Below are 12416 nucleotides of genomic sequence, written 5' to 3'. Positions count from 1 at the left end.
ATTAATTGTTAAAGGTGGTTAAATATAATGATATAAGTCAGAATGACAAATAAAAAATAAACCTTGTAAAAAATTGAAAATCAAGCAATTATTTCAGACCATTCGAAAATTGTGTGAAAACCTTTTCCCCAAAAATAGTCCTTAAAGCCGTCAAATTTTGAGCTCATTACAAAATCTCCTCCCCAAGCTCCCAAACTTTTAACAAAAACAGGGCAATCTGGAAAAAATTTAGCCTTAACTGTAGGAATTTCAAGAAAATCCGATATTTTTTGCTCATGAATCAACATTAGCTCAGAAAAATTTTCCAATTCGTTGCATAGTAAAATATTTCTTGTAATATCCGAAAATTCATCAACCCTTTTTTGGGACTTGGTTTTAGACTTGTAAAAACTGATTCCTTCACGGCTGTCTTGTTTCTGATTTAAGTGAATAAAAATCAATTCATCTTTAAAAGAAGGATTAAAATTTACCTTTTCATATTTAATTTCAGGAACACTTTGATACAGCACTGCCGATTTCTCTTTTGCCACAGCAATATCGTATCCGCTTCCGCCCAGACTTATCTTATTTAAATAAAATGGATCAATTTCTGCCCACTCCGCAAGATTGGTCATTAAAGTAGAGCTGCTTCCAAGTCCGTAATCCGCAGGAAACTGAAGGTTGGTCTTTAAATGGTAAGTAAAATTATTTTTGAATGTAATAGCAGAAAGTGACTGAACATTTTTTAATGTCTTTAAAATAAATTCAGCACTTGCCGGAATATTGGTTTCTAAAATCTGCCAGTTCTGATAATCGATGGCAGCTTTCAGCCATAATTTGTTCTGATGATAGGCTTCCCAGAAAATGAGAGATTTTTCATCGTGAATTTCTTCAAAAGAAAACTCTTGTCCCAGCTTGGTAGGTACCGCTAAGACAAGAGCTCCGTCCATTGCGAAATATTCTGAAGTAAGCATCAGCTTTCCCGGTGAAAATATCTCGCCCATGATTTTTTTATTAATTAGATTGCAGAAGCTACATCTACAGAAGAATCAATTTTTTTGATGAGTCCCTGTAATGTTTTTCCCGGTCCTACTTCCACGAAGTTATTGGCACCGTCTTTAATCATATTCTGAACAGACTGCGTCCATTTTACAGGACCCGTTAACTGTGCAATAAGATTTTTCTTAATTTCTTCAGGATCAGAAACTGCGGTAGTGGTAATATTCTGGTATACCGGAATGGTTGCTTTTCTGAATTTTGTTTTTTCTATTGCCGCAGCCAATCTTTCCTGTGCCGGCTGCATCAATGGAGAATGGAATGCTCCGTTTACAGGCAATAATAAGGCTCTTTTTGCTCCTGCTTCCTTCAGCTTTGCACAAGCTTCTTCTACAGATGCTGTTTCGCCCGAAATAACCAACTGTCCCGGACAGTTATAATTTGCAGGAACTACAACTCCGCTGATTGATGCACAGATTTCTTCCACTTTAGCATCTTCCAGTCCTAAAATAGCTGCCATAGAACTTGGATTGGCATCACAAGCTTCCTGCATTGCTTTTGCTCTTTCGGAAACCAGTTTCAGACCGTCGTCAAAAGATAAAACTCCATTGGCAACCAATGCTGAAAATTCTCCTAAAGAATGTCCTGCAACCATTTCAGCTCCAAGACCGTTTACTGCTTTCAGGGCAGCAACCGAGTGGATAAAAATTGAAGGCTGGGTAACCTCCGTTTTTTTAAGATCTTCATCCGTTCCTCTGAACATCATCGAAAGGATATCAAACCCTAAAATTTCGTTGGCAGATTCCATCAGATCTTTGATGTCTTTTCTAGAATCGTACAATTCTTTTCCCATTCCTACGAACTGAGAACCCTGCCCTGGAAATACAAGTGCTTTCATGTATTAATTTAAAATATTATGCAAATATAATTATAATGTTAACAATATTCTTTAAAACACAATCAAATGATTAAGGAACCAATCTGATAACGCGGTACCCTGTGTTTACATAAGCTCCGTTTGCTTTGGACTTTACAAACTCAAATTTTGTGGCAAGCTGAGTCTGTACCTTATTCATCTGTTTGAAGATTTCTCCTTTTTTGTTTTCTCTGGTCAGCATATCATTCACGATATCAAAACCTACGATGGCAAACTTTGGAGGTGTTTTACAGTATTTATTTTTATAAGCGGCAAGAATTTCTTTTTCGAAACTTCCTTCTGTATTGATCTTTCTGTCCATTAAATAGACAAGATTTGCCTGGCTAAGATCATCTACTTTTTTCTCGAAAACCGGAGCATAATGCATACTGAAAGCTTTTACTCCCTGAACTTCTTTGGATAAAGCGATTACTCTGTTGGCAAAAGCTTCACCTGCCGTATCACTATCACTTGCCAGAATGGCAATAACCGGAGCAGACTGTCCCGTCATCATATTTTTATCAAGCTGAATATCCGCTGATGAATTTACGATGGTGATGTTTGGATTTTTAAGCGTTTTTTCAAGACCGGCTTTAATGTAATTGGCATTTTCTTTTTTAGAATCTGCAACTATATAGATTTTCTGATCCGAGAACGCAGATTTCACTTCTTCTACAATTTTATCGGCATAGGTCTGATCGTTGGTTTCCACAATAATCAGGTTGCTGTAGTTGTACAATTCCGGAGAGTTGGCAAATGGTGCAACAATCGGAATTTTCTGGTTTTTCGTGAAGTCCAGAACATCTACAACGTTCGACTTGAAGAAGGGACCGATAATTAAGTCTGTATTATCCGGATTTATCTGGGTTAATGAATTTCGGAACGAAGCTTCGTTTCCGGAATCCACAATTTTTATATCTAATTTCTGTCCGTTTCTGGCATTTCTTTCAATGGCAAGTTTTGCCCCCGTAAGAAAATCCAAAGCCATTGTACGATATTGTGTTTCTCCTGTGCTGTAGCCAAAAGGAAGCATCATTACAACGCTTAACGCATCACCGTTTTTCTTTACATAGGCAGGATCCAGTTTTTTAATTTTTAAAACCATTCCTGTTTTTAGTCCTTTGGAAAGTTCAGGATTCAGCGCAATCAGTTCATCTATTGTAACTCCAAATTTATTCACAATCGAGAAAACGGTATCTCCCTGCTGAACAGTATAGGTTACATAATCGTCTTCCGAAGAAACCGTGTTAGATGAAGATTTTTCATTCCCTGAATCTACTTTGGTTTTTGGATTTGAATTTTCTTCAAAAATATCAGCTCCGGAATTTTTTGTTCCTGCTTTTTTTATTTTAATTGTTTCCCCCGGTTTTAATCCTTTTTCTTCCAATCCGGGATTCAGTGCAAACAATTCTTCTTTTGTAATATTGAACTGTCTTGAAATTCTGTAGTAATTGTCTTTCTGCTGTACAATATATTCGTCTTCCGAAGCTTTTGTGGTGTGAGTTTCAGCAACAGTTTCAACAGTTTTTTCTACCGGAGAAGTATGTACGGCAATACTCTGTTCTCCGCCATATTTTTTGATGCTTTCAAGAGGCAGGGTAACTTCATCTCCGATCTTCATGTGAGCATCCAATTCAGGATTCAGTTTTCTGAGGTCTGTTTCGGATATTCTGTATTGTTTTGTGATTCCGTAGATGGTTTGTTTTGGCTGAAGAATAATTTTTCCAAGCTGAGAATTATTTACAGGCTTTGAAGCAGCAGGTGTTTTTGATGAAGCAGGAGCTGCTTTATCATTTTTTACTGTAAGAACATCTCCAAGCGCCAATTTACCGTCCTTCACTTTAGGATTTAGTTTTAGCAATTCTTCTACAGTAAGTCCGTATTTTTTAGCAATGTTATAAGGAGTATCTCCTTTTACAACGGTGTGCGATTTCTGGGCAGACATACCCAAAACCATACATAAACTGGATAGAATAAAAAACCTCTTTATCATATTCGGTGATTATAAATGCAAAAATACTTCTTTAAAATTAAATGACAATAATTATTGGTTTTGAAAAGACTTTCTGTTAAAATTCAGAGTGTTACTTTGGGATAGAATTGAATTTCTTCGTTATGCTCCAAATAATAGATCTTTCAGTTTAAGAATTATTATCCTAAGAATTTCAGAACATCTTTTTTGTAGACGAAAGAGAAGAATTTTTCTGCATCATTTCATTTATTTTTAAAACGCAATAATAGATTCTTTATCCTTAATAAGCAATAATTATAAATTCTGATTTTTCTATTTCTATTTTTTCTAAACAAAAATCTAACCACTGATATCCATGATCTGCAAAAAATACGCTAAAATTATAAACTCTTTCCTGCCAATTCTTAGAAGGATTTACATCTAAAAACAGATTTTCCAGCCTTTCCATCAATTCGCTTTTTTTAATCTTTTCTGCATGAAGAAGACGTTTTTTCATTCTTTTAAAAGATTTCAACTGTCTTACTTCTTCGGCTTTCACCATGTTTCCGAAAGATTTTTCGGTGGTTTCGGCGATATTTTTAAGTTTGGCAAACTGACTGATGAGTGTATTTTCCTTTTGTTCCAACATTTCCAGAATGGAATTATCTTCCAACATTTTATTGTTGATAACCGTCGTAAAGTTCTGGAAGAAATCTTCTACTTTCAGATTCAGTTTTTCTATTTTCCCGAGTGTTTTTTCTTTTAAAAAAAGCATGGAATTTCGGGGAATCAGGATCGGGAAAGGAATACTTATTTTTGAAAAGTAATCTTTGAGTTCCAGCCAATACATGATTTCTGCATTTCCTCCGATGTAGGCAAGGTTGGGAAGAATAGTTTCCTGATAAACTGGACGCATCAGAGCATTCGGGCTAAATTTTTCCGGATAATTTTCAAGTTCATTTAAAATTTCTTCTTTGGTAAACTGAATATTTTTATCTACCACAAAGTATTTCTGACCGTCAAAATCTATTCTGTCTCTCGTGTCCGAAAGGTAGAATAAATTAATTTCGCGCGGATTTACCTGAACTTTCCCATATTTTCCGGTTAAGAAATCTACTTTTTCTTTTGAATTTTTATATAAGCTGAAATTCAGCAGTTCATCTTTAAAGGTTTCTTTGATCTGATTTTTAAGGTCTTTAGAATCACCATCCAAAATCAGTAAGCCAAAATCTGAAAACAGTCTGTTGACTAAGATCTGGATTGCCTGAGTTAACGTATGTCCGGTTTTATAAGCTTCTTTCAGCATTAAAATCAGTTCCGTCCCAAAAACATAGTCTTTGAATTCTCTTTCAAATTCAGATATGAAAAATGTATCGCTAATTTCTATTCTTCCAACCGGACCGCCTGATTTTTCGTTGATTTCGTAGAAATTGTTCTCGGTTTTAAAGTGATTGATTTCCGCAAAATCGTGATCTTCGGAAGCCATCCAATATACAGGAACAAAATTAAATTCAGGAAAATTTTCTTTTAAATAAGTACAGGTTTTAATGGTCTGCAAAATCTTGTAAATAAAAAAGACGGGTCCTGAAAAGAGATTCAACTGATGACCGGTGGTGATGGTAAAGGTATTAGAAAGTCTTAAATGATCTATATTTTCATTCTGTTTAGAAGAAAGTTCAAGATGGGCAAGCTGCCTTTCTAAATTACCGGCTAAAATATTTCTCTGATCCGCCGTGAAAGAATTCTGTTTCTGCGCGATCTGTTTCTTAAAATGGTCTAAAGAAAATGTTTTTTCTTCAAATCCCTCGATATCATGATTTAAAAAATCTTTGATTAACTGAGGGATGCTTTGGATATCCTGAAAAGATATTTTTTTTATAGTTTTCAACTTGTCTATATTTTAGTTGAACAAATACCATACGATTCCCAGATTCAGCCTAAAATCGTAGACCGGATAACTTGGAAATGCATATGCTTTGTTGTTAGAAAGGAAAGTTCCGACCTGTTGTCCTTCAATAAAAAAGAACATTTTTTTAACTTTCAGATTGAAGTAAACATCGGCAATCGGCTGTCCTCCGATAGAAAATGAATTGGAACCCGGCAAAATATATTCGTTAAGAATAGGAAAAAATTCCCGAGATGCAAATTTCGAAAAATAATACACTTTAATTCCGGTCTGAATTTCCGCCGCATTTTTAAAGGCTTTGGACTGGAAGAAGAAATTGGCACGACCTATAAAACTTGGTAACGGAAGCAAATCTTTATTGGTTAAAACATTCTGAAAATGTAATCTTGTATTTAAATGAAATTTACCGTAGCTAAAAGTAGCGTCACCTCCGATCTGCGAAATATTAACGGGACTTCCGCTTTGCTGAGGCATTGCAATTGCATCAAAATAGGTATAATTATCTATTCTGAAATAGTTCGCGAACAATTCTGTTTTAAACCACTTTAAGCCAACACTTCCTCCGATTTCTGAGATGGTCTGGTTCTGGGCATTCTGAAAATAATAGTTGTAATTATTATACACAGAAGTATTCAACAAATAATTGAAGGACGGATAAGCGCTTTGAAAGTTTACTTTTGCATTCACAAAGTAATCTTTTACCGGCTCAAATTTCAGATTATTGGTTGTTTTTAAATAGGTTCCGAACTGGCTTCCGTTAGAAAATTCCAAAAATGAATTTAACTGGATTTTATCAAACAGTTTAATCTGCAAATTTCCTACTGCTCCGATTCTGCTTTCTTTAATTTCCGTAGGAATCACTAAAATCGGAAGGGTAATTTCATTGGAGCCAAATTTCAGCATCTGGTAACGAAGACCGGCATCAAGTTTAAATTTCTCATTGTCCCAAACCAGACTTACCGTATTGCTGAAGTTGTCTGAATATTTTTTTGAAGTAAGCGGAGCTCCTGTCACCAGTTCATCCGGAGCATCGTACCAGTAAGTTTCAGCGGCACTTTGGGCATAGTAATATTTGTTTCCCTGATGAGAAATGGTATGTCTTATTTTAAAAGGAATTTTTTCTGATTTAAACGGAGCAAACTGATGGGTTAAATAATATCTTCTGTAGGAATACTGTGAGCTTGAAGATGTAAGATTTACCTGCATATTCTGTCTGTTTCTTGAATTGCTGTCTCCGTTTTGAAATAAACTGTCTACTGCAATTCCTCCATTTTCCTGATTGTTCACATTCTGATGAAGATAGTGTGCAAACAATTCATAATTTCCGCTTTTTGAGACATAATGTCCTGTAAACAAAGTATTGTTATTGGATGCCAATGAATTTCTGTACATTCCCTGAGAACGCAATCCGCTGTATTCCAGAGAAAAATTAAATCTTTTTCCAATGTTCTGCGTGTAAGAAGATCTTAAAGCGGCTCCATTTTTCATTGCATTATGATAAATGAAGGTTGCGGTCGGCGTTTTTACGTCATAGTAATTGATATCATTAACGCCTAAAATCCAATATGATTTGTTGGTTGGTAATAGTGCTAAATTTTGTTCGGCATTCACTTCGTACGTAAGCGGATTAAATCCTGCACCTATGTTTGCGACCTGTGCTCTTCCAAAGTTATCTTTATTGTTATACTGAGAAAAAATATACGTTTTATCGAAAGTCATTACCGTATCAAAGACTTTCTTTTCAGAAAACTGCTTCTGATAGAGATAATCATTAATAGTCGGTTTAAATATTTTTAAAGAGTCTTTTTTCCCGGAATCGATAACGAGCGTGTCTTTATCTTTGGGAAGTTTATTGAAGTCTGTTTTGTTGACGACCTGGGCTTGAGCTGCTACACTCAGGAAAAATATGATGGAAAATAGGTATTTCATTTATTTTTATTGTAAAGCAAAAATAAGAAATAATAGGGAATAAAAAACCCCGCTTGAATTGCGGGGTTTGATAATGTATTTAATTATTGATTCTGTTTACACAATGGGTTTGAGTCTATCTCTTGTCTTGGTATCTTAAACTGCCATCTAGGATCTGTATTTGCAATAATATAAGTACTATTAATTACAGAAGCGACATGATTAACATTAGCTGTAGGAACCGTTACGCCATTCATTCTATTTCTTTCTACAGGAAGGTTTAATCTTTTTAAGTCAAACCATCTGAATCCTTCTCCCCATAATTCTAATCTTCTACTATTCATAATTTCAGTAATATATGCTGCTCCTGTATTTGTAGAAGTGTAACTAGGATTTCTATTTTTTGCCAAAATTTCAAATACTGTTTTGGATGCTGCTTCCTGTCCGTTTCTTGCTAATGCTTCAGCCTCAATAAGTATCATTTCAGCCACTCTCATATAAGGAACATCACATCTACTATCAGATACTGAAACTGATAAAAACTTTTGAGAAGTGTATGGTCTTTTTGTATAGTTGGAAGGCAATCCTAAACTTGTATGATTTCCAGTAGGATCAAAATTTGCCTTTCTGATATCTGTAGACGGAAATGCATCATACAATGGTCTATAAATCGCTTTTGGTGCAGTTCTGATTGTAGTTGAATTGTAGTTTCTAGACATATAAGCTCCAAAATTCCCAAAATAATCTGTATTATCTGGTAGTATTTCGCTTGCCCACATCCACTCATTATTAGAAATCTTATTAAATCCTAAAACATACTCTGCATTTGTCATCAAAGGAAGAGTACCTCTAGCTTCATTCGCCAATTGTGCTGCTAAAGCCCATTCTTGCTGAGTTAAATAAACTCTTGCTTTTATCCCTTTAGCTATGCTTACATTGAATTGAGATTTATGATCTCTTGTCTTACCTGCTAATAAAACAATTGCCTTATCCAAATCCAAGTGAATTTGATCATACGTTTCTTTTACAGTGCTTCGTTTCATCGGATCAAGAGAGTTTGTAAGTCGAAGAATTACACCTCCATCAGCATCATTATTAGCTAAAGTCTTATCATATCTTTTAGAGTAAATTTGAACTAACTGAAAAAATGCCCAAGCTCTGTATGCATAAGCCTCACCCAATGCTTTATCTCTAAGAGCAGTTTCAACAACCTGATTAGAAGGCTCAATGAAAACCTTAGGAGCATTATCTATTACTATGTTTGCATTTCCTATTATTTTATAGTAAAATCTCCAAGGATAGTTTGTCCCAGTACTTGTGTCTATATCTGCCGAAAGCCATCTAAGATCTGCAATATGCCAGTTTGCACCAGTTCCAGTATGCACTAAATCATCTGCCATAGAATCAAACATAACAATAGCTCCTGTTTGCCCATTATAGCCCTGCCCATATGGAGTTCTAACGTACATATCTCGGTGAATACCATTGATAATATTCATAAGTCCTTGTGGTTTTTCAACAACATCTGAATAACCCAATCGATCAGTAGGCGTTGTTTCTAAATAATCAGACTGACAACTAACGGCAACAAATAACAAAAGCAATGCTGCATATTTGAATTTAATTTTTTTAAATATCTGTTTCATCTTTTTTAATTTTATTTAAGTTTCAATTTAAAATGAATCACAAATTTTGGATAATAAAGTGATCATTTATATTTTATTTTAGAAAGATGCGTTTACACCAAAACTGAATATCCTAGCAGGAGTAAATCTGTTTGTAGTCTCTCCTGAGAAGTTTTCTTGCGGCTCTAATCCCTTTCTCTTAGTTTTAATATACAAGTTTTCACCACTTATAAACATATCTAATCTACTAAAACCTAGTGTTTTAGTAACATCTTCACCAAACTTATATCCTAATGTAACATTTCTAAGATTAATAAATGAAGCATCAACTAACCATCTAGTAGAAGCTACATCATATTGTGCAGATAAAGAACTATCAAATCTTGGAACATCAGTAACATCACCTGGATTTTGCCAACGATTAAGAGCATCAGCATGTAAAGCTCTACCTTGTGGATATCCAGTCATAAGTAAGGCATAATTAGAATCGTTGATCTTGCCTCCTATCTGATAAGTAACTAATGCAGTTAAAGTAAAGTTTTTATATCTAAATTCATTATTTATACTTCCAAAAACGTCAGGAATAGCAGAATCAGCAAAATCATATTTTGCTCTAGCTGCCCTGTTGGTAACCCATACCCCGTCTATTTGTTTATCCTGACCTGCAATTGGAGCAGAAGCCAAAGTTGGGTCTAATAAGAATAATCCATCACCATTAGATGGATCTACTCCATACCACTGTCTTAACCAATAATCATAGATGGATCTTCCTTCTGTTAATTTTTTTGAACCTGATATAATTTCTGGTTGACCATTTGGCATTTTTGAAATCTGATTTTTCAGAGTCGAAGCATTAATTGTAATATCCCATCCTCCTTTTTCACCATTTATAATCCCTACAGTAAGGGAAGCTTCAATCCCTTTATTATACATCGCTCCAACGTTTCTAAAAACATTATTACTTGGAACACCCGCACTCATTGGAACAGGAACATTAAATAACAATCCATCAGTTTCTCGCTTATACCATTCTACAGATCCTTTTATTCTTCTATTTAAAAAGGCAAAATCTAAACCTACATCAAATTGATTATTACTTTCCCAAGTGATATTTGGATCCGCTTGTGTTCCAAAGACGACTCCTGGTAAACCTGCGTTATTATTATATTCAAATAAAGTCTGGTATGCATAGAACCCAATTCCTTGATCATTTCCAACTTCTCCATATGAAGATCTTAATTTAAATTCATCAATAAATTTAAGATTATCCATAAAAGACTCTTTGTTTACTCTCCAACCAGCTCCTGCTGACCAAAAAGTATTCCATCTTTTATCTGGTGCAAACCTTGATGAAGCATCTCTTCTAATAGATCCTGATAAAAGATATTTTTCATTAAAGTCATAATTAGCTCTAGCAAAAAAAGCTTCTTTATTGTAAGTATCCGTATATGAAGTTAATGAAGTAGGAGTAATGAAATTTACTAAATCATCATTATTAGCTCCAACTTGTCCTTGTTTATAGCCATAGAAAGACTCAAAAGTATATTTATTATTCTCATGGCCTAATAATACATCAATATTGTGAGAACCAAACTTTTTAGTATAATTCAACAATTGAATGAAATTCACAGAGTATGTATTCTCGCTTGTTCTTGAAGCTGCACCAGCGGGAGCTGCATCTCCTAAAATATTATTTTGGTATTCTCTATTGTAAGCATTTCTAAGATCATAACCTCCAATGATAGATAATTTAAGATCTTTTAACAATTTAAAATCGGCAAAAACTCTGGACGTGATATTATTAGCCCTTGTAATATCACTATTTAAAATTCTTTCATATATAGCATTTCTTCCTGGACTTGCATTAGCTCCTCTTGCTCCTAGCCATTCATATACTTTGTCACCATTGGAATCAAAAATATTACTCCCATCTGCATTATGAGAATAAGGGCTATAGATAGGTCCAATTGACCTAGAAAAACGATATGGATTAATAATTGCTGAATTATTATCAGCTCCATTGTAACTATTTTCAGTTTTTGTATTAGTAGCAGCTAAATTAATTCCAACTTTTACCCAAGGTTTAAGTTGTGATTCAACATTTAATCTTGCTGTAAATCTTTCAAGTCCAGATTTAACCAAATATCCTTGATCATTTAAGTATCCTAAAGAAGCAAAATATGTAGTTTTTTCACCTCCCCCTGCGTAACTTAAATCATAACTTTGTCTAAGTCCTGTTTTGAATAACGGTTTAGACCAGTCAAAATCATTATATTTAAGAGTTTGATCACCAGTTACAACACCATTTACAACTACTGCATTGTTTGCAACATTTTTATAAACATTTACACCAAGATTTGCAATTAAATTGTCACTCGCCCAAGTATTCGCTAAAGCAGTTGTAGCACTAGCCCCAGTAGTTAAACGTCCATTTCTAAGAGCTTCCCAATTTAGTAGATAATAATCTGCAATCCCAACTCTATCATACTCAGGAACTCCTCTTTGAGAAATACCAGTCTGTAAAGAAAAGTTAACTATATCTCTTCCCTTTCTTCCCTTCTTTGTAGTGATTAATATAACTCCATTTGCAGCAGAAGATCCATATAAAGATGTAGACGCTGCATCTTTTAATACATTAATAGATTCAACGTCTAATGAATTTATTGCAGAAACCGAGCCGTTATAAATTACTCCATCAACTACATATAGTGGATTGTTACCTGCGCTTATTGAGGAAAATCCTCTGATTCTAATTGCCGGTAATGATCCTGGTTGCCCAGAGCCTGCCGAAACCTGAATTCCTGGAGCAGCACCATCTATTGCATTTGCAACATTCGTTACTGGTCTATCTTTGAAATTGTCACTTCCAATTTGCACATTTGAACCAATTACAGTTTCTTTTTTTTGCTTTCCATAAGCAACTACTACTACTTCTTCTATCTCTTTTGTAGATATAGTATCCTTTCTCTTTTGCTGAGCCGATGCTATTTCTCCTAAAAAGAAAAAAGCTCCAATAGTTAGTACTTTTAATTTCACATTCATATTAACAGTTTTTTAATATTTTAACAAAAGCAAATATGTTAATAAATTTTAACATTAACAAATTTTTAACTTTTTATATTTTATGTAATCTAA

Annotated in this window: 7 protein-coding genes; all 7 read right to left on the bottom strand. The window is 34.4% G+C overall.

Translation table 11 applies throughout. The features are described from left to right. Positions 1–80: 80 nt before the first annotated feature. The 7 genes from BW951_RS08480 to BW951_RS08450 all read right to left on the bottom strand — a co-directional run bounded on the left by BW951_RS08480 (position 81) and on the right by BW951_RS08450 (position 12323). Positions 81–983, bottom strand: a complete 903-nt coding sequence (locus BW951_RS08480; protein ID WP_076391776.1) for a GYDIA family GHMP kinase — start codon at positions 981–983, stop codon at positions 81–83. Between the two features lie 14 nt (positions 984–997). Beyond that, positions 998–1873: an ACP S-malonyltransferase gene (fabD, locus tag BW951_RS08475; protein ID WP_076391774.1), complete on the bottom strand. Its 876-nt coding sequence runs from the start codon at positions 1871–1873 to the stop codon at positions 998–1000. 70 nt (positions 1874–1943) lie between these two features. Further along, a complete protein-coding gene (locus BW951_RS08470; RefSeq protein ID WP_076391772.1) occupies positions 1944–3884 on the bottom strand; it encodes a LysM peptidoglycan-binding domain-containing protein in 1941 nt (646 codons plus the stop codon). Between the two features lie 259 nt (positions 3885–4143). Further along, positions 4144–5730 carry a bacillithiol biosynthesis cysteine-adding enzyme BshC gene (bshC, locus tag BW951_RS08465; protein ID WP_076391770.1) on the bottom strand — a complete coding sequence of 529 codons (1587 nt, stop codon included), beginning with the start codon at positions 5728–5730 and terminating at the stop codon, positions 4144–4146. A 12-nt stretch (positions 5731–5742) separates the two neighbouring features. Beyond that, positions 5743–7677, bottom strand: coding sequence for a putative porin (locus BW951_RS08460; protein WP_076391768.1), 1935 nt, complete (start codon positions 7675–7677; stop codon positions 5743–5745). 83 nt (positions 7678–7760) lie between these two features. Next, positions 7761–9302 (bottom strand): RagB/SusD family nutrient uptake outer membrane protein, encoded by a 1542-nt coding sequence (locus tag BW951_RS08455; RefSeq protein ID WP_076391766.1) that lies wholly within the window; start codon positions 9300–9302, stop codon positions 7761–7763. A gap of 78 nt (positions 9303–9380) precedes the next feature. Further along, positions 9381–12323: a SusC/RagA family TonB-linked outer membrane protein gene (locus BW951_RS08450; protein ID WP_076391764.1), complete on the bottom strand. Its 2943-nt coding sequence runs from the start codon at positions 12321–12323 to the stop codon at positions 9381–9383. Positions 12324–12416 lie beyond the last annotated feature (93 nt).

It is taken from the genome of Chryseobacterium gambrini, assembly GCF_900156825.1.
In the GTDB taxonomy this organism is placed as follows: domain Bacteria; phylum Bacteroidota; class Bacteroidia; order Flavobacteriales; family Weeksellaceae; genus Chryseobacterium; species Chryseobacterium gambrini.
The sequence above is the reverse complement of the archived record's forward strand: the minus strand, read 5'-3'. Positions and strand labels throughout refer to the sequence as shown.

Bases quoted from the DNA above. Each gene is read 5' to 3' on its own strand.
- fabD (WP_076391774.1), bottom strand. From the start codon at position 1,873: ATGAAAGCACTTGTATTTCCAGGGCAGGGTTCTCAGTTCGTAGGAATG.
- BW951_RS08480 (WP_076391776.1), bottom strand. From the start codon at position 983: ATGGGCGAGATATTTTCACCGGGAAAGCTGATGCTTACTTCAGAATAT.
- BW951_RS08450 (WP_076391764.1), bottom strand. From the start codon at position 12,323: ATGAATGTGAAATTAAAAGTACTAACTATTGGAGCTTTTTTCTTTTTA.
- BW951_RS08460 (WP_076391768.1), bottom strand. From the start codon at position 7,677: ATGAAATACCTATTTTCCATCATATTTTTCCTGAGTGTAGCAGCTCAA.
- BW951_RS08470 (WP_076391772.1), bottom strand. From the start codon at position 3,884: ATGATAAAGAGGTTTTTTATTCTATCCAGTTTATGTATGGTTTTGGGT.
- BW951_RS08455 (WP_076391766.1), bottom strand. From the start codon at position 9,302: ATGAAACAGATATTTAAAAAAATTAAATTCAAATATGCAGCATTGCTT.